Raw genomic sequence first — 22756 nt, 5'->3', positions numbered from 1 at the left:
TATCGGGCGCTGGGGATTTTCCCCATCGACCCGACATAGGGTGCCAGCGATCGGGTTCCGGTCGAAGCAACGCGAACGGTCCGCGAAGGGGCCAGAACGGGCGGGTAGGATGACCATCCACACCAACGCGTCAGCAGCCGACCCGGCACAGGTGTCGCTGGCGTCCTTCGGTCCCGATGCGGCAATCCGCTGCGAGCGCGCCGCCGCGGAATTGCGCTTCGGGCGACCGATCCGGATCGTCGGCGAAGACGGGGCGGCACTGGTCGCGCTGACGCTGGACACCGCGACCCCCACCGGCTTCCGCGACCTCTCCGACATGCTAAGCGGCCGTCTGCAGCTCTATCTGACCCCGCAGCGCGCCAGCGTCCTTGCCATCGACGCCCCGGATGGCGCCATGATCGGCATCGATGGCATGGACTTCGACACCGCCTGTCACCTGGGCTATCTGCGCGGCGCTGTTCCGCCCGAAGGCTGGCAACCGGCCAGCCCCCTGGCCGGCGAGGCTGCCGGCGTCGCCCGTCTGGCGCTGCTGCTGCCGGCCATCGTCTGCGCGTCGATCGCCGCCGACGATCCGATCTTCGCCGACTGCGCGACCATCGGGGTCGGCGACATCGCCGTGGCGCTGGCCGCGACGTCCCGCCGTTTCGAGGTGGTGGCCGAGACGGCCGTACCGCTGGCGGGAATCAAGGAGGCACGCTTCGTCGTGTTCCGCGGCGGCTTTGCCCAGCGCGACCAGATCGCCATCGTGGTCGGCCAGCCGGACCGCGCCTTTCCTGTGCCGGTGCGGGTCCACTCCTCCTGCATCACAGGCGATCTCTTCGGGTCGCTGAAATGCGATTGCGGCGACCAGCTGCGCAACGGCCTGAAGACGCTGGAAGCGCGCGGCGGCGGCGTGCTGCTGTATCTCGACCAGGAAGGGCGCGGCACCGGCATCGCGTCCAAGATGCGCGCCTATGGCCTGCAGGCCGAAGGCCTCGACACGATCGACGCCGATGCGGAGCTGGGCTTCGGGGCCGACGAACGCCGCTACGAGACCGCCGCCGCCATGCTCGACGGTCTCGACATCAAGCGCATCGACCTTCTGACCAACAACCCGCTCAAGGTGGCCTATCTGAAGGCCTGCGGCATCGACGTGGTGGATCGCACCCCGGTCACGGGGACGGTGACGGTCGAGAACCGCCGCTATCTGCGCACCAAGGCCGAACGCGGCGGCCATCTCCTGGCCGTCGATCGCCTGTTCGGCGGCTGACCGCAGGGTCGATTGCGCCGCGTCAGGCGGGATCGAGGAAGCAGTAGACGTCGCCGGAATTCGCGGCCTCCGGCAGGCGTGACAGATGCTCAGCCATCGCCTCGGCGGTGTCGCCCGCCGACGTTTCCCAGGCATGGCTTTCGCCCAGCGAGAGACGAAACCGGTGATAGCCCAGCGCGCGCGCCCGGGACAGCGCGGCCAGCGCGACGTCCCGCTGCAAGGTCGTGAACTCGAAGGAGAGGATCGGCACCGGGGCGCTCAGCCCGGCAAGCACCCGGTCCTCCAGCCCCTCCACGTCGATCTTGATGAAGGCCGGCCGGCCATGGGCGGCGATCAGATCGTCGAGCGTCACCGCCGGCACGGTGACCGCCCCGTCCCACACCTGATCGCGCCAGCCGGTCCCGCTTGCGGCGGCCGCGACCAGCGCGTCAGACCCCGTGGTGACGGTCGGATTGGCGCTGTTCACATGCAGCCGGATCTCGCCCGGCGCATCGGAAACGGCCGCCTGCACGATGTCGATGCGGCGGCGCCAACCGAAGACCAGCCGCAGCAGCGCGGCAAGACGGGGCTGGGGCTCGACCGCCACCACCCGCGCGCTGAGACCGTGCAGGACACGGGTCCTGTCGCCGACATGGGCACCGATGTCGAAGACCAGATCGCCCGGCCGGACCAGACCGCCATAGAAGGCTGCAAGGCTGCGCAGATGCCGGCGGTCGCCGTGATAGATGGCGAGGCTGCGCAGGATGCCCGACCAGCCCCGGAAGCTGCCGACGCTCCGTGCGCCCATCAGCGGCGGCCGATGTCCGCATCGATCCGGATCGGCACCGGCGCGGCATAGGCGTTGCGGACAGCTTCGCCGGCGACGGGACGCCGCCAGCGCCGCGCGGTCGCCGGCACCAGATCCTTCAGGACCATCGGCAGGGCGGATTCCTCCGGCACGGCAAACAGGCCCGCGCGCGACAGGACGCGGCCGAGGACCGGCATGGCGGTGACGACGGTGAAGGGGATCGCCACGAGGAGGCCGGCAACGAAGGGCAGCGACCAGACCAGCGCCAGCGGTGCGGCGGCGAACAGCGTGACCGCCATCACACCGCCGAACAGGGTCTGCGGCCACATCGCCCGGGTCGCCGACCCCCATCCGACGCCCAGCACGTCGCGGTTCTGGCCACTCCAGGTCACCGAGCGCCCGAAGGGCAGTCCAGCCAAGAAGATCGTCACATAGACCGCGACGACCGGCGCCATCAGCATGGACATCAGGATCTCGACAAGGGTCGAGACGGCGAAGCGCAGCGGCCCGCCATAGGAGCGCACGGCGCCGCGGGTCAGAACCACGTCGAGCGCCCCGGCCAGTTTGGGCGAGATGCTCAGGAAGAAGATCACCGCGAACAAGGCCAGACCCAGTTCCACGTAGCGGGCGTCGAAGGTCCCGGTCACGGCCTTGGCACAGGCCGCGATGGTCATCGCCAGCCAGGCCGGCGGCGCCATGTACATCAGGATCGCCTGCAGGATCTGGAAGCGGCTGAGCGGCGCAAGGCCGGGCGTGAACAGGAACCGCCAGTACTGCATATTGCCTTGGCACCAGCGCAGGTCGCGCTTGGCGAAGTCCGGCAGGGTCGGCGGATTGGTCTCGTAGCTGCGGGTCTCGACCGGGATCACCCGGACCTCGTAGCCGGCGCGGCGCATGAACGCCGCCTCGAGCTGGTCGTGGCTGAGCACCGGACCGCCGAGCGGCGGGCGCCCCGGCAGGTCCGGCAACTTGCAATGGGCCCGGAACGCCGCCGTGCGGACGACGGCATTGTGCCCCCAATAGGGCCCGCAATCGGCGTTCCACCAGGCGGCGCCCATGGTGAAGGAGCGCATGCCGTGACGCATGCCGAACTGGAAAATCCGCGCAAAACCGCTGTTCGCCGGCATGCCGACGACGAGGCTCTGAAGGATGCCGAGCCGCGGATGCCGCTCCATCGCCGCCACCATGCGCACCATGACGTCGCCGGCCATGACGCTGTCGGAATCGAGCGGCAGGAAATAATCGTACTCCGCTCCCTCGTCGGCGAGGAACGCGGCGATGTTGCCCGCCTTGTAGCCGGCATTGTCGCGGCGGCGGCGATAGACCGGCTCGCTTCCCGGCGCGAAGATGGCCGTGAAACCCTCGAAAGCCACCTCTTCACGCTGCCCGATCTCGGCGTCGTCGGTGTCGCTGAGGATGAAGAAGCGGAAATGGTCGGCAAGGCCGGTCTTGGCGAGGCTGCGGCGCATGGCCTCCAGCCGCTCGAAGCTCGGCTCCGGCGCCTCGTTGCGCAAGGTCATGACGATGGCGGTGCGGCTGGTCAGCCGCGCCGGACGCCCCGCGGGTCCGGCCTCGAAGAACGGATAGACGCTGGCCGAAGGGTCGGCGGGTCCATGCAGCAGGACGAGACCGATCACCGCATTCCAGAAGCCCAGCACCGTCCACGGCGTCGCCAGCGCGAAACCAGCCAAGATAACGGCCTCGAGGGCATCGATCCCGTCGCCCGACAGGATCAGCGTCACGCCCGCGGCGAGCCCGACGATCGTCGCCAGATTCAGCGCGGCGACAAACCAGCGACGCAGGGCAATCGGCCAGCCGACTGTCTCGATAACCGGCAGCGCGGCTTCCGGCGCCGGCACGCGGTCGGTCTCGACCATCTTGCGGATGTCGCCACCGCCTTGGGGTTCGCGCAGCACGTCTCGCACCTCGAATGACGATGAATGTCTTGGCCAGAGCCTTGCGGGCCATGCGCCGCACAAAGGCGTCCGCATGAAGGGCGGAAAACGCGACCGTTCGATGACCGTTGCATCACGAAACCGCGTCCGATCGCCTCAGGCGCAGCGATTTACAGGCAGCTAACGCTGCGCTGCCGCGGTGGTCGCGGGCGAGAAGGCGGGCCGGTCGGCATCGGGATACCAGTATCGCGCCGCTGGCTTGTCGCGCTCGATCAAAACGAAATTGTTGGCGAAGACCCGGTAGGGATGGCTCCATTCGCCATCCGGCCATTGCACGCGGATCTCCGCCCGTTCGGCCGTGCCGAGCCCCAGATGGACGAAGCCGGAGGTGCCCGAGGCGTGGCCCCCGCCAACCTGGATCGTCCGGTTGAGCGAGACCGTGCCGATCTTCACCGACAGCTTGGCCCCGAGCGCCGCGCGGTTGCCGCCTTTCTGGCTGAGCGCGACTTGCAGGAAATTGCCCAAAGGCCGCGTGCCGAAATCGCTCCGGCCGCCGAGATTGCGGAACAGGCTGGCCGGCCCGCCGCGATTGACCACCAGAATGTCCTCGGCGCCGTCGAGGTTGAAGTCGGTGAGCAAGGCGCCGCGCCCCTTGGTCGGCAGGGCCAGTCCCGCCGCCTCGCCGCGCTCGGTGAAGCGGCCGTCGAAACCGCCCATCAGGAGATTGTCCGGATCGTAGGCGGCAAAATCCGGCATCGCCTCGACATTGCCCTTGGCGATGAAGAGATCGAGCGCCGTGTCGTTGTTGAAATCGGCAAAGCCCGCATGCCAGCCTGTCGAGGGCCGGCCCTGATCACCGGTGTAGGGGCGGTGCGCCGTCGCCCGCCGCTCGAAGGCCTCGTCGCGATAGGTCGGCGCGTCCTCGAACTCCCGGTCGAGGAATTGCAGTTTGGTGTCGCCCATCGAGGTCAGGGCATATTCGGGATAGCCGTCGCCATCCACGTCGCCCTCGGCGATGCCCATGCCCCAGATGGTCAGATGCTGCCAGCCATCGGCCTTGCGATAGGGACGCGGTGCCCGGCCCGGCTCGACCCGCCAGAGCTGCTCCTCGCCGCCGCGGTAATATTGCCGGTCATTGGTGATCCGCAGCGATGGCTGGCCGGAGCGGTTCCAGTCGGTGAACAGCATCGACAGGGCGCAGAAACCGGGACTGAGCGCCGTCGGCTCGGAATAGTCCGGCTGCCCGTCGCCCCCTTCGCGGGGACGCAGCAGCACATTGTCGGCGCAGGTGCCCCAGGGCGAGCCTGGCGCGGCGCGATCGACGTAATTGCCGAAGGCCAGTGTCGGATAGGTCGCCCCCGGCTCGACGATGGCCGAGAAGGCGGTGGTCCAGGCCCGTCCGCCATCGAACTTCCAGTCGAAATTCGCCTTCTCGAAGCGGCATTCCGGCCCGCCTTTCAGAAGCAGGTTCGCACCGACCCGCAACAGCACCAGATCCTCGTGGCCGTCCTGATCGATATCCAGCGGATAGGCGCCGGTCACATTGGCGAGATCCCTCGGGTCGATGTCCTGCGCCAGCTTCTCGAAGGCCAGCCGCCCGCCCGCCTGCGATCGGTTGGCGTAGAAACCGGCCTCGCCCTTGCCGCCCGCCAGAAACAGGTCGGGAAAGCGGTCGCCATTGCAGTCGAAAGCCGCACCGCCGCCGCCGACGAAGAACTCCCACGGCCCGCCATAGCTGTGTGCGATGCCGGCCGCCTTGGCCTCCTCCTGGAAGAGCGGCGTGTCGCCGGCAAATGGCAAAGGCGTGTCCGCGGGCCCCGCGGCATGGGCAAGGCCCGCCGAGGCCAGCAGCACGAAGGCGGCCCCCATGATGCAGAAGCCGCCGCCGCGGGCCGGGGTCTGGTGGCCGGTCATGGCGTGATCCTCAAGGTCTTCAGCCAGGCGATCAGGGCCGAGCGGTCGGCTTCGGTCAGATCGCCATAGCCCGCTGCACTTTCGCTGGCCGCACCGCCATGGGCGCGGATCACCTCGTCCAGCGTGGTCATGTCGCCGCGATGGCCGTAGGGCGCCGTGTCGGCCAGCCCCCAGAGCTCGGCGGTCATGAAGACGTCGCGCTCGACGAAGCGCTGGGCCAGCGTCTCATTGCCGAGATCAGCGGTGCGGGTGTCGGCAATGCGGTGGCGCTTCAGATCGCCGAACAGCGGCACCAGCACCCGCCCTTCGGCGTCGCGCGGCAGGTGCCGGGCCCACTCGGTCAGGGCAAGGTCGTAGACGGCCGGCGTCTCGACATCGCCGGTGCGCAGGGTCCCGGCGGTGTCGACCGGACCGGGATCGGCGAAGGCAAGGCTGTCCAGCGGCAGCGACGGGCGATGGCAGCTCATGCAGCCGAGTTCCGAAAAGACGTCGCGCCCCCGTGCGGCGGCCTTGCGCCATGCAGGATCCTCTGGCGCGATCTCGCGCGGCGCCGGCAATGTCGCCTGCCAGGCGACCAGCGCCGAAACCTCGCCGGCGCCGAGCTCGTCATCGTGCCCGTCCCCATCGAAATCCGCCGTGCCGGTCCAGCGCGTGCCCCAGCGCTCGTCGGGCTGCATGCCGTGATGCTGGTTGAGCGCATTGACGGTGAACTGGCGCAGCGAGGTCATCACCCCCTTCTGGGTGAAGGGGCGTACCACCAGATCGTCGTCGACGCCGTCGAGTTCGCCGAGATCCACCGATCCGTCGGGCAGCGCGGTGATCCGTCCGAAATCGACGCCCTTCGACGTCAACGTCCGACGAACTTCCATGCCGCTCGCGCGGGCCTCCTTCAGCGCCTCGGCCCGCGCCGCCGTCAGATCGACGGTCATTTCGCGCGCCAGAAGCTCGATCAGCCCGGCGCCGAACAGATGGTTGGTGCCGCGCTCGTTGGAAAATTGCGGATCGAGCGTGTCGAACTCGGCGCTCTCGAAGCCTTCCGACACGAAGGCATTGGCGACGAAGCCACCGGCGCCGCCGGCGACCGGTTCGTTGTGGCAGGACGAGCAGGCATTGGCGTCGGGTCCGGCGAGGCGCTGGAAGGCGTGCTCGGCCGGGCGCCGGCTGCGGGTCGGCACGATCGCCTGGGTCGCATTCGGCCGCCCTGCCCCGTCGAGAATGGTGAAGCGCGCTGCAAACAGTGCGCGGCCCTGTTCGGTCAGCTCCGCGAGGGCCTCGGCGGACAGGGGCCCGGCCAGCATCGCGGGATCGATCCTCTGGCGGATCGTGCGCTCGCTCCAGGCGGGCTCCTCCGCCATCGCCGGTGCGAGCGGTCCGCCCAGCGAGCCGAGCAGGATCATCGCGAGGATCGCAGGACGATGTCGCATCAGGCCGCCTCCCTCGTCTCGGCGCCGCCGGCGCCAGCGAACTCGCCGTCCACGGCCGCCAGTGCCTTGGCCGCGGCGGCCTCGAACACCAGCTCGTCCACATCCTCGACCCGCGAGAAGGGCGTGTCGACACCGACGCCGTCGATGGCGCTGTCGCCGATGCCGGCACGGATCGTCGGCTCCAGAAGGTCCATGGCGTGGGCCCCGGCGCCGGTGACCACGATCGGCAGCGGGTCGATCAGCGTGAACATGCGCCCGAGACTGTAGCCGATCGCCGTGCCCGCCTCCTCGAAGGCTGCCAGCGCAGCGGCATCGCCGGAGCGGGCGAGCGCCGCCAGCCGGTGCATGTCCTCGTCGGAAATCCGCCGTGTCGGGATTTCGTCGGTCCGCCCGTAGGCGCGGCGCCAGATCGCATAGTCGCCGGCATAGGCTTCCACGCAGCCGCGATTGCCGCAGCGGCAGAGCGCGCCGCCGGGAATGTGGTTGATATGGCCGAACTCCACCGCCGAGGAGCGTTGGCCCTGAAAGGTGCTGCCCCCGAGCCGCAGCCCCATGCCGACACCGAAGCCGATGAACAGGGTGGCAAAGTCGCGCCCGACGAAATCGGGCTTCCAGCGGAACGCCTCGGGCATCAGCGAGCAGTCGTTGAAGACGCCGACCTCGGCGCCGGTCAGCGTCGACAGCGGGCCCGCGATTTCCAGATTGCGCGCCTTCAGCGTCGGCGACCACAGGATGCGCCGGGCATTGCTGTCGGTCTTGCCCTGCACCGCCAGAACGATCTGCCGGGGTGACGGCGCACCGGGGCTCGCCGTCTCCGCCTCGCGCAGGAGCTCCACCAGCAGCCTCACCAGCCCGTCCTGATCAAGATCGGCGATGTCGCGTTCGCAGGAGGCCGCACCGAGGGTCACACCGCGATAGTCGCACAGCCGCACCGACAATTCGCCGACGGCGATCTTCGCGGTGGCGACGGTGGCGGCCGTCCCCTGCAGGCCGAGGCTCTTGCCGGGCCGACCACGGCGCGAGGCGCGTTCGTCCTCGTCGACCTCAACGATGAGGTCGGCGCGCAGCATGCCGGTGGTGATCGCGGACGCCGCCGACACCGACAGGCCGGTGGCCGCACTGATCGCCTTGCGGGTGGCGATCCCGGTGCGTCTGAGATGGTCGATGACCGCGCGGCGATTGTGTACGCGCACGGCATCCGCATCGGTCTTGGCGAGCATGATCCCTGGTTCCTCCCCCGGCCTAGGACGGCCGCCCTCCTCGGCGGATAGCCATAGCCCTATTGTCATGTTGACACGCCTGAAAATTGCTGTCACGATTTTTTCCGAGGCTTGGAAAAAGTCTCGACGGCCGGGATGTGGGCCGGGGACCGGAAAGCGGGCGCCATGGCGCCGGGAGGAAAATCATGAAGTTTCTGAAGCTCGCGCTGGCTGGCGCGGTGTTCTCGATGGCTGCCGCCGGATCGGCCGCCGCGCAGGACGGCAAGACCGTCGGCGTGTCCTGGTCCAACTTCCAGGAAGAGCGCTGGAAGACCGACGAGGCGGCCATCAAGAAGGCCCTCGAGGCCGCCGGCGCCACCTACATTTCGGCGGACGCCCAGTCGTCGGCCTCCAAGCAGCTCACCGACGTGGAGTCGCTGATCTCGCAGGGCGCCGACGCGCTGATCATCCTGGCGCAGGATTCCGCCGCCATCGGCCCGGCCGTGCAGGCCGCCGTCAACAACGGCATCCCGGTGGTCGGCTACGACCGTCTGATCGAGAACCCGGACGCCTTCTACCTGACCTTCGACAACAAGGAAGTCGGCCGCATCCAGGCGCGCGAAGTCCAGAAGGCCCAGCCGGAAGGCAATTACGCCTTCATCAAGGGCTCCTCGGCCGATCCGAACGCCGACTTCCTGTTCTCGGGCCAGATGGAAGTGCTCCAGGAAGCCATCGATTCCGGCAAGATCAAGAATGTCGGCGAGGCCTATACGGACGGCTGGCTGCCCGCCAACGCCCAGCAGAACATGGAACAGATCCTGACTGCCAACAACAACGAGGTCGACGCGGTCGTCGCCTCGAATGACGGCACCGCCGGCGGCGCCGTGGCGGCTCTGGAGTCCCAGGGTCTGGCCGGCTCCGTACCGGTCTCCGGCCAGGATGCCGACTTCGCCGCGCTCAACCGCATCGCCCGCGGCACGCAGACCGTCTCGGTCTGGAAGGATTCCCGCGAGCTGGGCAAACGCGCCGCCGAGATCGCCATCGATCTCGCCGACGGCACCGCCATGAACGAGGTCGAGGGCGTCGAATCCTGGTCCGGCGGCCCGAACGGCACCGAGATGCAGGCGATCTTCCTGAAGCCGGTGGCGATCACCAAGGACAATCTGGACACCATCATCGACGCCGGCTGGGTGTCGAAGGACGTGGTCTGCCAGGGCGTCGACGCCGGTTCGGTTCCGGCCTGCGACTAAGCCAGACGACAGGACGGCCGCTCCCGAACAGGGGGCGGCCTTTCACCCTCACGGCCTGCTCGAACGCCCGGTCCTCGGCCCGGCGCTTCCCCCACGGCCGGATCGGGTGCAACATTCCAACAGGACAGCGCTGAACGCCTTGCCCCGGGCCCTTTCGCCCGGCACCGCACCAGCGTGATTGCGCCAGGGAGGCGAGCATGAGCCAGTCGGCATCCGAACCCAGCGTCGGCGCCCGCGCGTCGACGGGAGGCGGTCTGTCCCGATTTGTCCGGGCCACCGAGGTCGACACCCGCATGCTGGGCATGGTCGGCGCGCTCCTGGTGATCTGGCTGGTCTTCCACGTCCTGTCCGGCGGCATCTTTCTCACCCCGCGCAACCTGTGGAACCTGACTGTCCAGACCTCGTCCATCGCGGTCATGGCGACCGGCATGGTGCTGGTCATCGTCACCCGCAACATCGACCTGTCGGTCGGCTCGATCCTCGGCTTCACCGGCATGGCCATGGCCGCGCTGCAGGCCAACATCCTGCCCGGCATGCTCGGCTTCGACAGCCCCTTCACCTGGCTTCTCACCCTCGCCGCCGGCATCCTCGTCGGCGTCGCGATCGGCGGTCTGCAGGGCTACATAATCGCCTTCATGGGCGTGCCGGCCTTCATCGTCACGCTGGGCGGCCTGCTGATCTGGCGCGGCGGCGCCTGGTGGCTCACCTCGGGCCGTACCGTCGCCCCGCTCGACGACACCTTCCGGCTGATGGGCGGCGGCGCCACGGGCTCGCTCGGCGAGACCTGGACATGGATCCTCGCCATCCTCGCCTGTATCGCCGTCGTCGCCTCGCTGGTCTTTGCACGCAAGCGCCGGGTGCGCTTCGGCTTCCCGCAGCGACCGGTCTGGGCGGAGGTGACCATCGCCGCCGTCACCACCATCATCATCCTGGGCGCCGCTCTGGTCCTCAACGCCTATGAATGGCCGTCCGCCATCGCCCGGCGCTACGCCGAGGCCGCCGGTATCGAGGTGCCGGAAGGTGGCCTGCATATCGGCTACGGCGTCGCCGTGCCCGTGCTGATCGCCATCGTCGTCGGCATCGTCATGACCTTCGTGACCCAGCGCACCCGCTTCGGCCGCTACGTCTTCGCCATCGGCGGCAATCCCGAGGCCGCCGAGCTTGCCGGCATCAACACCCGCTGGGTGGTGATGAAGGTGTTCATGCTGATGGGCGGCCTCGCCGCCCTCGGTGCCGCGATCTCCACGGCCCGCCTCAACGCCGCCACCAACGCGCTGGGCACGCTGGACGAGCTCTACGTCATCGCCGCCGCGGTCATCGGCGGCACGTCGCTCGCCGGCGGTGCCGGCACCATCATTGGCGCCATGCTCGGCGCGCTGGTCATGCAGTCGCTGCAGTCGGGCATGGTGCTTCTGGGCGTGGATTCGCCGCTGCAGTCGATCGTCGTCGGCGTGGTCCTGATCATCGCCGTGTGGATCGACACCGTCTATCGCAGGAGGGCCGCATGAGCGCCACCGAGCAGTCCATCCACGACCACGGCGCCGGTCACAGCGACCCCGTCGACCGCAGCGGTCCGCCGCTGGTCGACATGCGCGACATCTCGATCGCCTTCGGTGGCATCCATGCCGTCGACGGCGCGACCATCGATCTCTATCCCGGCGAAGTGGTCGCGGTGCTCGGCCATAACGGTGCCGGCAAGTCGACGCTGATCAAGATTCTGTCCGGCGCCTACAAGCGCGATTCCGGCGAGATCCATGTGCGCGGCGAGCCGGCGGCAATCGCCAATCCGCGCGACGCCAAGGCCTATGGCATCGAGACGATCTACCAGACGCTGGCGCTGGCCGACAATGTCGACGCCGCCGCCAACCTCTTCCTCGGGCGCGAGATGCTGACCCCCTGGGGCACGCTCGACGACGGCGCCATGGAGGCCGAGGCCCGCAAGGTGATGGGCCGGCTGAACCCGAACTTCCAGCGCTTCAAGGAGCCGGTGAAGGCGCTCTCCGGCGGCCAGCGCCAGTCCGTCGCCATCGCCCGGGCAATCCTCTTCAACGCCAAGATCCTGATCATGGACGAGCCCACCGCGGCGCTCGGGCCGCAGGAGACCGCGCAGGTCGGCGAACTGATCAAGGAACTGAAGAAGGACGGGATCGGCATCTTCCTAATCAGCCACGACATCCACGACGTCTTCGACCTCGCCGACCGGGTGGTGGTGATGAAGAATGGCCAGATCGTCGGCGGCGCACGGACCGAGGACGTCACCAAGGACGAGGTCCTCGGCATGATCATCCTCGGCAAGTGCCCGCCCGGCGCAACGCCCGGCCCAGGGGCAATGCGCGAATAGCAGATCGTTTGATCGGGCGCGGGAGGTTCTCGCGCCCGAATGCCTTCCGGGTCAGTCCGCCATGGCGGCGCGCAGCGCCGGGTAGAGCCGGCGATAGAACAGATAGGCGTCGTCGAAGGCCCGGCCGTGGGCGTTGTCCGGGCGAAACCGCCTAGCGATCGGCGGCTCGGTCATCACCGTCGTCGGATCGTCGCCGGTCGCCGCACAGAGGCCGAGCCGGGCCGCCCCGAAGGCGGCGCCGAAATCGCCCGCCTCGGGCAGTGCGATCTCCGTGTCCAGCACATTCGACAGCAATTGCAGCCAGTAGGCCGAGCGCGAACCGGCGCCCACGGCGATCAGCCGCTGCGGACGCGCCGCCTCGCCGCCGGCCTCCAGGCAATCGCGCATGGAAAAGGCGACGCCCTCCAGCACGGCGCGGGTCATCGCCTCGCGGCCGGTATCGGCCTCCAGCCCGGCGAAGACGCCGCGGATTTCGGAATCATTGTGCGGCGTGCGCTCGCCCGACAGATACGGCAGGAAGGTCAGCCGGCCGGGGGCCTGCACCGTCTCGCCCAAGGCGCCGGTCAGCGCCGCCGGCTCCTCCTTCAGGAGCTTCGACAGCCACTCCACCGAACCGGCCGCCGACAACGTCACGCCCATCTGGTGCCAGAGGCCGGGAATGGCGTGGCAGAAGGTGTGCAGCGCCGTCTCCGGCGCGGGCTCGTAGCCGGCAGAGGCGGTGAACAGCACGCCCGAGGTGCCCAGTGACAAAAAGCCGGTGCCGGGCTCGGCAACGCCGACGCCGCAGGCCGAGGCGGCATTGTCGCCGCCGCCACCGGCCACCACCGTGCCCTCCTGCATGCCGAAGCGCGCCGCGAGTTCGGGGCGCAGGCCGCCGGAAACCGCCGTGCCCTCGACCAGCCGCGGCATGTGGTCCAGCGTCAGCCCGGTCTTTTCCAGCATCCGCGCCGACCAGTCGCGCGCACCGGTGTCGAGCCAGGCCGTGCCGGCGGCATCCGACATTTCCGACACCGCCTCGCCGGTCAGCCACAGCCGCAGATAGTCCTTCGGCAACAGCACCCGGCGCAGCCGGGCGACGACCTCCGGCTCGTTGCGCGCGACCCAGACGATCTTCGGCGCGGTGAAGCCCGGAAACACGATGTTGCCGGTGATCGCCCGCGATTCCTCGTCTTCGAGTTCGGCGGCCTCTTCGTGGCTGCGGGTGTCGTTCCACAGGATGCAGGGCCGCAGGATCGCGTCGTCCGCGCCCAGCAGCGTCGCGCCGTGCATGTGTCCGGACAGGCCGATGCCGGCCACCGACGCGAGATCGGCGCCATGGGTATCGGACAACTCGCCCAGCGCGGTCTCGCAGGCCGCGATCCAGCTTTCGGGGTCCTGCTCCGACCAGCCGAATTGCGGCCGCTCGACGCTGAGCGGCACCGAAGCGGACGCGATGACGCGCTGGTCGTCGCCGATCAGCAGCGCCTTCAGCGAGGAGGTGCCGAGATCGAGGCCGAGATAATTGCTCATGTCACGTCCTTCACTGGCCGCAGGTTCATGCGGATTCGTCGAGCTTGCGCCGGGCCGCCGCGGCGAGGAAGCCCGACCGGGTCAGACCGTGCCGCGCGGCATAGGCATCGATTTCCGCCAGTTCGTCGGCAGCGATGGTCACATTGACCCGCACCGAACGCGGGGCGCGACGCGGCGCCGACACGAGGATCGCGACGCCCTCGCGGTAGCCGCAATCCGACATGACGGTTTCCAGCGACGAGGGAACGGGCAGCGCGCCTCCGTCCTCCAGCAACCCTTCGATATGCAGCGCCAGGGCGTCCTGCGCCATCGTGCGGGCGTCGTCGAGCGTCCGCCCCGCCGTCACGCAGCCGGGAAAGTCGGGGAACGACACGCCGAAATCGCTGTCGCCCTCCTTGTGGATGATCGCGATGTAATCGGTCATCTGGTTTTCCTCAGCACAAGTCCGGCCTGCTTCTCGATGCTTCGCAGGGTGCCGCTCGGCAGGTCCCGCTTGGGGTGAGGCAGCGTGACAAGGCCGGGCTTTGTCGGATGCTTCAACTGCATGTGGCTGCCCCGCCGACGAACCTCGCGCCATCCATCGGAAAGCAGGGCAGCGAGGATGTCGCGACTATCCATGTGTATGAATACACATCATTGCCCGACATCCTCAAGCCGTCAGACGTAGCGGTTGACCACGCCCTCGAGATATTCCTGCCGGCCCGAGCGGGGCTGCGGGTCGAGGTCGAGCGCCCGTGCCGCGACCTGTTCCAGGCTGCGCTCGCCGGCAAGCACCGCCTTGCCCTCGCCGCCGTCCCAGCCAGCATAGCGGTCGTCGACATGCCTGGTCAGCGCGCCGTCGGCCAGCATCTTCTCGGCGGCCAGAAGGCCGCGGGCGCAGGCGTCCATCGAGGCGACATGGGCGATCAGCAGGTCGTCTGGATCGATCGATTGGCGCCGGATCTTGGCGTCGAAATTGAGCCCGCCCGTGGTGAAGCCGCCATGCTGCAGCATCTCGTGGAAGACCAGCGCCAGTTCCTTCACATCCATGGCGAACTGGTCGGTGTCCCAGCCCAGGAGGTCGTCGCCGCGATTGACGTCGAGCGAGCCGAACAGGTCGTTGGCATAGGCGTAGCGGACCTCGTGGTCGAAGGAATGACCGGCGAGGATGGCGTGGTTCTGCTCGATATTGAGCTTCACCTCGCCGAGGAGATCGTATTTCTGCAGGAAGGCGAAGACCGCCGCCGCATCGAAATCATACTGGTGCTTGGTCGGCTCCTTGGGCTTCGGCTCGATCAGGATCGGCCCCTCGAAACCGATCTTGTGCTTGTAGTCGACGAGCATGGCGAAGAACCGGCCGAGCTGGTCGAGTTCGCGCTTCATGTCGGTATTGAGCAGGGTCTCGTAGCCCTCGCGCCCGCCCCAGCAGACATAGTTCGCCCCGCCGAGGCGATGGGTGGCGTCGAGCGCCGCCTTCACCTGCCCCGCCGCATAGGCGAAGACGTCGGGATCGGGATTGGTGGCCGCGCCGGCCATGTAGCGCCGGTTGGAGAAGAGATTGGCGGTGCCCCAGAGGAGGCGCACCTTCTGGCTCTCCATCTTCTGGGCGAAGATGTCGGTGATCGCCTTCAGATTGTCGTTGGATTCCTGCAGCGACGTGCCTTCCGGCGCCACATCCACGTCGTGGAAGGTGAAGAACGGCACGTCGAGCAGCCGGAACATCTCGAAGGCGACATCGGCCTTCTGGCGGGCCAGCGCCAGCGGATCGTCGCCATGCATCCAGGGCCGCAGGAAGGTCTCACCACCGAAGGGATCGCCGCCCGGCCAGGTGAAGGAATGCCAGTAGCAGGCGGCAAAGCGCAGATGGTCTTCCATCCGCTTGCCCATCACCTGCCGGTCCTTGTCGTAGAAGCGGAAGGCGAGCGGGTCGGTCGATTGTTCGCCGGCAAAGGCGACCGGCGTCGAGAGATCGAAGAAGGAGGTGTTGGACATGGGACAGCTTCCTGAAGGTCGGGCTTTGCGCCCACGGAAATGGCGGTGGTGTCAGGTGCGAAGGGATGGCGACGGCCCGGGAGAACGCGGCGACAACCGCCCGAACGCCCGGCTTTCGCCGAGCGCATCGCGCGCCGCGCGCGCGGCTTCTTCCGTCATCATGGCATCCTCCCGGATCGGCGCGGAGTAGTTGAGCGAGCCCCACGCCGCGTCTTCCCGCCCAGTATCGCGCAGGCTCGCCGCGTTTTGAAGTACGCACCTCAAAAATTCGCCGCGAGTGCTTTCTGACCGTCTGGCCGGGCCGTTGACGGTCATCTGAGACAATCGTGAGCGGCACTGGGTCGCGTCGTCGCAACCTCCGTGCTCTCCTCGGGTTGCACCTCGACATGCCCAGACCGGAGGATCCCATGCCGCACTTGTTCGACCGCCGGACCATCTTGACCGGCGCCGCCGCCACCGGCCTCGCCGCGACGCTCGGCCTGCCCCGCGCCGGTGCGCAGCCGGCGGCAGGTGCGGGGTCCGGCGCCCTCACGACGAAGACCGTCCCGTCCAGCGGCGTTGCCATTCCGGTCATCGGGCTCGGCACATGGATCACCTTCAATGTCGGTGACAATGCCGATGCGCTGGCCGAGCGAACGGCCGTCATGCAGGCCTTCTTCGAGGCCGGCGGCGGCATGATCGATTCCTCGCCCATGTACGGCTCGTCCCAGGCAACCATCGGCCACGGCCTCGCCAGCTCGGCATTCCCGACACCCTGTTTGCCGCCGACAAGGTCTGGACGGGCTCGCCCTCCGACGGCCCTGCGCAGATCGCCGAGACCGAGCGCCTGTGGGGCGTTCCGCGCCTCGCCCTGATGCAGGTGCACAATCTCGTCGGCTGGGAGGGGCATCTCGACACGCTGGCTGCGATGAAGGCGGAGGGGCGCATCGGCCATATCGGCATCACCACCTCCCATGGCCGCCGCCACGCGGAGGTCGCGGCAATCATGGAAAGCCGGCCGATCGACTTCGTCCAGCTCACCTACAATCTGGCCGACAGGGAGCCCGAAGAGCGGCTGCTGCCGCTGGCCGCCGAACGCGGCATCGCAGTGATCGCCAACAGGCCATTTCGGCGCGGGGCGCTGATCGACGCGATTGCCGGTCAGCCGCTGCCGGCCGTCGCTGCCGAGATCGGTGCGGAAACCTGGCCGCAATTCCTGTTGAAATACATCGTCTCGCATCCGGCGCTGACCGTCGCGATCCCGGCAACCCGCCGCGTCGACCATCTGCGCGAGAACATGGCCGCCGCGACGGGACCGATGCCCGATGCGTCGCAGCGCCGGCAGATGGCGCTCGCCTTCGACAATCTCTAGACCGCTGTCATGCTGGCCGATCTGTCCACCTACAGCCTGCAGGACTTCCTCCTGTTCGACGCGGCGATCTACCGGGATCTGTTCGCCCAGATCAACGCACGCGCCTGGCCGCTTCCGGTTGTCGGCATCGCGGCAGCGCTGGCCTGCCTCGGGCTCGGGGCCGCACGGCATCGCTGGGCTTCACCGGCCAGCGCGGCCCTGCTTGCGGCGGCCTTCGCGACGTCGGCCTGGCTGTTCTTCTTCGGCGTCTATGCGACGATCAACTGGGCCGCGATCTATTCGGGCTGGACCTTCGTTGCCGAGGCTGCGCTGCTTCTCGTGGCGTCCGTCGTCCTCGGCCGGTACGCTCAGCCGCGCATCTCTGTTTCGACGCCCCGGCTCCTGGCGGGAACGGCCTTTGCTCTCTACGGTCTTTTCGTCCATCCGCTGGCCGGCTGGCTGTTCGGCCGTGCGGCGAACGGCCTCGAATGGTTCGCCCTGGCTCCGGACCCCACGGCCCTCGTCGCCATCGGCCTTCTCGCCGTCACCATCCCGCATCGCCGGCTGGCCCTGTCGCTCGCCGCGCTGCCGCTGCTGTGGCTGGCGGCAAGCGCCATGACCCTATGGCTCCTCGAAACGCCGGGCGACGCGCTGCTGCTGGCCGCTGCGACGATGGTCGGGCTGGTAATCCTGCTGCTGCCGGCGCGCCACCCGCGCGACAACGCCGTCACCGATCCCCTGCCGGCGATCAGGCCGGCCGAGACCGCAGCCGTCCCGCGTGGCCTTGCAGCAACCTTCCTGCCCACCAGTCCGCAGGGCGCCCGCACCGGACGATCCTGAACGGCGGGCCCTGCGCCAAGCCCGGATGGCCGCTGGCGTCCGCGCCGAAAGGCGAATGTCCCTTCCCCTCACCCGTCGTTAGGTTACCCTCTTGCGGCGCCGTGCCTGTCGTCAGGCGCGGCGGGGAGATCGCGGAATCCGGTGCAGCGGCAGCGCACCAGCACGAGGCGCAACGGGGAGGAACGACCATGGCCAGCCGCTATCACGAGGTCTACGACGCCAGCCGAAGCGACCCGGAGAAATTCTGGCTCGACGCGGCCGGCAAGCTGGTCTGGACGAAGAAGCCGACCCGCGCCCTCGACCCCGATGCCGGCGTCTATGGCCGCTGGTTTCCCGACGGCGAATGCAACACCTGTTTCAACGCCATCGACCGTCACGTCGAGGCCGGACGCGGCGACCAGGTCGCGATCATCCACGATTCCCCCGTCACCGGCGGCAAGCGCCGGCTGACCTATGGCGAATTGCTGGTCGAGGTGAAGGCGCTGGCCGCCAATCTCACCGATCTCGGCGTCGGCCGGGGCGACCGGGTGATCATCTACATGCCGATGGTGCCGGAAACCATGATCGGCATGCTGGCCTGCGCCCGCATCGGCGCGATCCATTCGGTGGTGTTCGGCGGTTTTGCCGCCCGTGAGCTGGCGGCGCGCATCGACGACGCGGCGCCGACCCTGATCCTGTCGGCCTCCTGCGGCATCGAGCCGACCCGCAAGGTCGAATACAAGCCTCTCCTCGACAAGGCGATCGAACTGGCCACCCACAAGCCGGCTGCCACCATCGTGCTGCGCCGTCCCGAACTCGATTGCGACCTGATCGAGGGCCGCGACCACGACTGGGACGAACTGCGCCACAATGCGATGGCCGCCATCGCCGCCGGGCGCGAGGTGCCCTGCGCGTCCATGAAGGCCACCGACCCGCTCTACATCCTCTACACCTCCGGCACGACCGGCAAGCCGAAGGGCGTCGTGCGCGACACTGGCGGCCACATGGTGGTGCTGCACTGGTCGATGCAGGCGATCTTCGGCACCGACCAGGGCGAGGTGTTCTTCTGCGCCTCCGACGTCGGCTGGGTCGTCGGCCATTCCTACATCGTCTACGCGCCGCTCCTGCGCGGCTGCACCACGGTCCTGTTCGAGGGCAAGCCCATCGGTACGCCCGACGCCGGCACCTTCTGGCGCGTGGCCGCCGAACATGGGGTCAAGGTGCTGTTCACCGCCCCGACGGCGATCCGCGGCATCCGCAAGGAGGACCCCGACGGCAAGCTGCCCGGCGACTACGATCTGTCGCAATTCGAGGCACTGTTTCTAGCCGGCGAGCGCGCCGATCCGGAAACCCTGATCTGGGCGGAAAAGGCCCTGCAGCGGCCCGTCATCGACCATTGGTGGCAGACCGAATCCGGCTGGCCGATCGCCGCCAATCCCCTCGGGCTCGGCCTCCTGCCGATCAAGCGCGGCAGCCCCGGCGTCGCCATGCCCGGCTTCGACGTGCAGGTGCTGAATGCCATGGGCGAACAGGCGCCGCCCAACGAGATGGGCGCCATCGCCATCAAGCTGCCGCTGCCGCCGGGCGCCCTGCCGACCCTCTGGAACGCCGACGATCGCTTCAGGGACGCCTATCTGACGGCCTTTCCCGGCTATTACTCCACCTCCGATGCCGGCTTCATCGACGAGGAGGGCTATGTCTACGTCATGGGCCGCACCGACGACGTGATCAACGTCGCCGGCCACCGCCTGTCGACGGGCGAGATGGAAGAGGCCGTAGCCGGCCATCCGGCGGTGGCCGAATGCGCCGTCATCGGCATGCGCGACGCGCTGAAGGGCGAGTTGCCCTGTGGCTTCGTCGTCCTGAAGAACACCAGCCAGCTGGATCGCGGGCAGATTGAGGCGGAGCTGATCACGCTGGTGCGCGAACGCATCGGGCCGGTCGCCGCCTTCAAGCGCGTGCTCGTGGTCGACAAGCTGCCCAAGACCCGCTCCGGCAAGGTCTTGCGGCGCACCATGAAGGCGATCGTCGACCGGGACGATTACGAGACCCCCGCGACCATCGAGGACGCGACCGCCCTCGACGACATCCGCCGCGCCGTCTCGGGCGACTGAGCCGCGCCGGTCAGTCGGTGCGGATACGCCCCTCGACGGTGACATTGCCGTCTTCGCCGAGGGCGATCACCACGATCTCCCCGGAGGCCGGATAAATGCCGGTCAGCGCGGTGATGTTGACCTGATGGCTGACCAGCGCCGCCTTCCGGCCGGCCGCATCGAGTTCTGCGAGCCGCGCCTTCAACGTATCCGTCTGCGCCGCGCCCTTGCCGCGGTCGGCGAAGAAGGAATTGAGCTCCGGCGCGGCCGTCACCGGACCGAAACCCAAAAGCTCGGCGGTTTCGCTGGACCGGCACCATTGGCTCGCGAGAACCATGCCGATGGCGACGCCGGCCTCGCGCAGGCGGTCGCCGATGCGCCGCGCCTGCGCCCGCCCCTCCTCTGACAGATTGCGCTGGGTCGAACAGTCGCCGAGCGTGAAACCGGCTGGATCGCCCGTGCCCGGCGCAATCGCATGGCGCATGAGGATGTGGGTGTCCGCGGCCCGCGCCGCATCGAACTCCTCCTGTGCCGACGCGCTCGCGGCGGCGCCAAGAAGAAGGAGCAGGGAGACAAGGCAGGCGGTCACGGCATTTCGCATGGCGGGCGGCACTCCGGTCGGTTGGCGAACGCGCGGAATTTCGGGCATCGGGCCGGATCCGACAGGCCGCAGCGCCCCACGATCGCGTGAGGCGGACGACATGACGCAGCGCCCGATATGGACGAGTGAGCGCCATTTCTGTGCCGCCCGGCAGTTTCTCTTGTCGCCAATTCCGGCTAGAAGCCGCCCGCGACGCATCAGCACGGGGTCCGGAGACCGCCCATGAACCATTCCGATCCGCAGCCGGACACCGGCGAGACCCAGGCCCGCCTCCTCGCCGAGGCGCTGCCGTTCATGCAGGCCTACGAGAACAAGACCGTCGTGGTGAAATATGGCGGCCACGCCATGGGCAATGCCGATCTCGGCCAGGCCTTCGCCCGCGACATCGCCCTGCTCAAGCAGTCCGGCGTCAATCCGATCGTCGTGCATGGCGGCGGCCCGCAGATCGGCCGCATGCTGTCCCAGATGGGCATCGAATCGCGCTTCGAGGGCGGCCTCAGGGTCACCGACGAGGAGACGGTGAAGATCGTCGAGATGGTCCTTGCCGGTTCGATCAACAAGGAAATCGTCGCGCTGATCAATGCCGAGGGCGAATGGGCCATCGGCCTGTGCGGCAAGGACGGCAATATGGTCTTCGCCGAGAAGGCGCGCAAGACGGTCGTCGATCCCGATTCCAACATCGAGCGGGTGCTCGATCTCGGCTTCGTCGGCGAACCGGTCGAGGTTGACCGCACCCTGCTCGACCTTCTCGCCCGCTCCGAGATGATCCCGGTCATCGCCCCGGTCGCGCCGGGCCGCGACGGCGCCACCTACAACATCAATGCCGATACCTTCGCCGGCGCCATCGCCGGTGCGCTGGAAGCCTCGCGCCTCCTGTTCCTGACCGACGTGCCGGGCGTCCTCGACAAGTCCGGCGAGCTGATCAAGGAGCTCTCGGTCGCCGAGGCCCGCACCCTGATCCGCGACGGCACGATCTCCGGCGGCATGATCCCCAAGGTCGAGACCTGCATCGAGGCCATCGAGAACGGCGTCGAGGGCGTCGTGATCCTCAACGGCAAGAAGCGCCACGCGGTGCTGCTGGAACTCCTGACCGAGCACGGCGCCGGCACGCTGATCGTCCCCTAGGGGCTGCGACGGCGCATGGCCGCGCCGCCAGTGCTGGCCTCGCGTGGCCAGCGTTCGCGGATCATCCGCGGCAGGATGCTCGCTGCGGTGACCGCGGCGATGCCGGCGGCGCCGAGGAACATCGCTTCCGGGCCGAAGGCGCTCGAGGCGAAACCGGCGACGAGCGGACCGACGACGCTGCCAACGGCAACCGCCAGCAGGGCCTCGGTGAAGCTCAGCGACGGCATGGAGGGAAACAGTTCCTCCGACCAGAACGCCATCACCGCGCTCATCATCATCACATAGGCGCCCTGCAGCCCGGCCGAGACGACGACGCCGGCCCAGGAATTCGGAGCCAGCGCGATCAGCGCCAGCGCGGCGGCCGCGGCGACATGCAGAAGCCGCAGGAGCCAGGGCAGCCCGATCAGCGTCTTGACCTGCCCGGTCGTCAGGCCGATGAGGCCGAAAATGCCATAGGACAGGAAGACGATGGCCGGCGCGGCGCCTTCCGGAATGCCGGGCAGTCCGCCGGCCTGCTGGATCCGGTCGGCGGCGAAGGAGATGTAGATCGTCGTGGTGATGCCGAAGGACAGGGCGATCCACAGGAGCGGCCGCGCCGGCTCGGCGATCAGCGATTTCCAGCTTCCTTTCCCCGGGGGCCCGGGATCGCCGGCCAGCTCGCGCAGCGCCCCGATATTGCCGGCCAGCGCCAGTGCCGCCACGACCGCGAAGCCGGCCCAGCCGTAGCGCCAGGACGATTCGCCATAGCTGACCATCAGGGCCGTCGCGCCGGCAGCCGCAACGCCGAGGCTGGTTCCGGTGCTGACCATGGAGAGCGTCGCCGGACGCCGGGCCTCGTCGACCAGACGATGGACGGCGTTGTTGAACGGCGCCCAGGAGAAGCCGGCGCTGGAGGTGGCGAGGAACACGCCGGCGGCCAGCACCCAGGCATTCGGCGCCGCCGCCACGATCGCCATGCCGACCAACGCTGCGAACAGGCCGGACACCACCGGCATGCGCGGCCCGGATCGTGCGGTCATCGCGTAGCTGATCAACAGCCCCAGGAAGAAGCCGAAGAAGCCGATCCCGGAGATCACGCCGGCGATGCCGGTCGACAGGGAGAAGGTCGACTTGAACTCGGCCAGGAACAGGCCGAACCCCATGCGGGCGGGCCCGAAGGTGATGGCGGTCGCCGCGAAGCCTGCCGCGGAAAGCTTGATGAATGGCGTCATGACCTCGCTCCGATCCGGCGAGGAAAAGATCGTGGCCC

The 22756-nt window shown here is 68.5% G+C and carries 19 protein-coding genes and 1 pseudogene; 8 read left to right on the top strand and 12 right to left on the bottom strand.

The genetic code is table 11. The features are described 5' to 3' along the window. The first annotated feature begins 109 nt into the window (after positions 1-109). Positions 110-1249, top strand: coding sequence for a GTP cyclohydrolase II RibA (ribA, locus tag H536_RS0117275; protein WP_024351657.1), 1140 nt, complete (start codon positions 110-112; stop codon positions 1247-1249). Positions 1250-1271: 22 nt separating this feature from the next. On the opposite strand, the gene H536_RS0117270 is transcribed toward ribA, so the two are convergent. From H536_RS0117270 to H536_RS0117250, 5 genes are all read right to left on the bottom strand, one after another. Then, the gene (locus H536_RS0117270; protein ID WP_024351656.1) at positions 1272-2036 is read right to left on the bottom strand and encodes an FkbM family methyltransferase; all 765 of its coding nucleotides are present in this window, start codon (positions 2034-2036) and stop codon (positions 1272-1274) included. Next, positions 2036-3952, bottom strand: a complete 1917-nt coding sequence (gene mdoH, locus H536_RS0117265; RefSeq protein ID WP_024351655.1) for a glucans biosynthesis glucosyltransferase MdoH — start codon at positions 3950-3952, stop codon at positions 2036-2038. Before mdoH ends, H536_RS0117270 begins: the two co-directional genes overlap by 1 nt. Positions 3953-4111: 159 nt before the next feature. Continuing rightward, positions 4112-5845 carry an FG-GAP-like repeat-containing protein gene (locus H536_RS0117260; protein ID WP_024351654.1) on the bottom strand — a complete coding sequence of 578 codons (1734 nt, stop codon included), beginning with the start codon at positions 5843-5845 and terminating at the stop codon, positions 4112-4114. Beyond that, the gene (locus H536_RS0117255; protein ID WP_029703519.1) at positions 5842-7269 is read right to left on the bottom strand and encodes a di-heme oxidoredictase family protein; all 1428 of its coding nucleotides are present in this window, start codon (positions 7267-7269) and stop codon (positions 5842-5844) included. The genes H536_RS0117260 and H536_RS0117255 overlap by 4 nt, the downstream gene beginning before the upstream one ends. Further along, positions 7269-8489 carry an ROK family protein gene (locus tag H536_RS0117250; RefSeq protein ID WP_024351652.1) on the bottom strand — a complete coding sequence of 407 codons (1221 nt, stop codon included), beginning with the start codon at positions 8487-8489 and terminating at the stop codon, positions 7269-7271. The genes H536_RS0117255 and H536_RS0117250 overlap by 1 nt, the downstream gene beginning before the upstream one ends. Positions 8490-8674: 185 nt before the next feature. Here H536_RS0117250 and xylF point away from each other — a divergent pair, with 185 nt between their 5' ends. The 3 genes from xylF to H536_RS0117235 all read left to right on the top strand — a co-directional run bounded on the left by xylF (position 8675) and on the right by H536_RS0117235 (position 12059). Then, a complete protein-coding gene (gene xylF, locus H536_RS0117245) occupies positions 8675-9718 on the top strand; it encodes a D-xylose ABC transporter substrate-binding protein (RefSeq protein ID WP_024351651.1) in 1044 nt (347 codons plus the stop codon). A gap of 197 nt (positions 9719-9915) precedes the next feature. After that, entirely contained in the window at positions 9916-11226 is a 1311-nt protein-coding gene (locus tag H536_RS0117240; RefSeq protein WP_024351650.1) for a sugar ABC transporter permease, read from the top strand. Positions 11227-11306: 80 nt separating this feature from the next. Then, a complete protein-coding gene (locus H536_RS0117235) occupies positions 11307-12059 on the top strand; it encodes an ATP-binding cassette domain-containing protein (RefSeq protein WP_029703515.1) in 753 nt (250 codons plus the stop codon). A gap of 51 nt (positions 12060-12110) precedes the next feature. On the opposite strand, the gene xylB is transcribed toward H536_RS0117235, so the two are convergent. From xylB to H536_RS24485, 5 genes are read right to left on the bottom strand one after another with little or no spacing between them, the layout of a single operon-like run. After that, on the bottom strand, positions 12111-13568 hold the full coding sequence (xylB, locus tag H536_RS0117230; protein WP_024351648.1) for a xylulokinase: 1458 nt from the start codon (positions 13566-13568) through the stop codon (positions 12111-12113). A 25-nt stretch (positions 13569-13593) separates the two neighbouring features. Then, positions 13594-13992, bottom strand: a complete 399-nt coding sequence (locus tag H536_RS0117225) for a type II toxin-antitoxin system HicB family antitoxin (protein WP_024351647.1) — start codon at positions 13990-13992, stop codon at positions 13594-13596. After that, positions 13989-14186 (bottom strand): type II toxin-antitoxin system HicA family toxin, encoded by a 198-nt coding sequence (locus tag H536_RS0117220; RefSeq protein ID WP_024351646.1) that lies wholly within the window; start codon positions 14184-14186, stop codon positions 13989-13991. Before H536_RS0117220 ends, H536_RS0117225 begins: the two co-directional genes overlap by 4 nt. Positions 14187-14225: 39 nt before the next feature. Further along, positions 14226-15539 carry a xylose isomerase gene (gene xylA / locus H536_RS0117215; RefSeq protein ID WP_024351645.1) on the bottom strand — a complete coding sequence of 438 codons (1314 nt, stop codon included), beginning with the start codon at positions 15537-15539 and terminating at the stop codon, positions 14226-14228. Between the two features lie 51 nt (positions 15540-15590). Then, positions 15591-15854, bottom strand: a complete 264-nt coding sequence (locus H536_RS24485) for a hypothetical protein (RefSeq protein ID WP_155898533.1) — start codon at positions 15852-15854, stop codon at positions 15591-15593. Positions 15855-15946: 92 nt separating this feature from the next. Here H536_RS24485 and H536_RS22760 point away from each other — a divergent pair. From H536_RS22760 to H536_RS0117200, 3 genes and pseudogenes are all read left to right on the top strand, one after another. Then, positions 15947-16890, top strand: a pseudogene (locus H536_RS22760) (aldo/keto reductase). Positions 16891-16899: 9 nt separating this feature from the next. Further along, positions 16900-17709 (top strand): DUF6064 family protein, encoded by an 810-nt coding sequence (locus tag H536_RS0117205; RefSeq protein ID WP_024351644.1) that lies wholly within the window; start codon positions 16900-16902, stop codon positions 17707-17709. Positions 17710-17897: 188 nt separating this feature from the next. Continuing rightward, positions 17898-19802: a propionyl-CoA synthetase gene (locus H536_RS0117200; RefSeq protein WP_024351643.1), complete on the top strand. Its 1905-nt coding sequence runs from the start codon at positions 17898-17900 to the stop codon at positions 19800-19802. 10 nt (positions 19803-19812) lie between these two features. Here H536_RS0117200 and H536_RS0117195 read toward each other — a convergent pair whose 3' ends face one another. After that, positions 19813-20382, bottom strand: coding sequence for a histidine phosphatase family protein (locus H536_RS0117195; protein WP_024351642.1), 570 nt, complete (start codon positions 20380-20382; stop codon positions 19813-19815). 222 nt (positions 20383-20604) lie between these two features. Between H536_RS0117195 and argB the strand changes: the two genes are divergently transcribed. After that, on the top strand, positions 20605-21507 hold the full coding sequence (gene argB / locus H536_RS0117190) for an acetylglutamate kinase (RefSeq protein ID WP_024351641.1): 903 nt from the start codon (positions 20605-20607) through the stop codon (positions 21505-21507). Here the strand turns inward: argB and H536_RS0117185 are convergent. Further along, positions 21504-22718: an MFS transporter gene (locus H536_RS0117185; protein WP_024351640.1), complete on the bottom strand. Its 1215-nt coding sequence runs from the start codon at positions 22716-22718 to the stop codon at positions 21504-21506. The genes argB and H536_RS0117185 overlap by 4 nt on opposite strands. Positions 22719-22756 lie beyond the last annotated feature (38 nt).

Origin of the sequence: Aurantimonas coralicida DSM 14790 (genome assembly GCF_000421645.1) — a bacterium.
In the GTDB taxonomy this organism is placed as follows: Bacteria; Pseudomonadota; Alphaproteobacteria; order Rhizobiales; family Rhizobiaceae; genus Aurantimonas; species Aurantimonas coralicida.
This window is presented reverse-complemented; position numbering and strand designations above follow the sequence as displayed.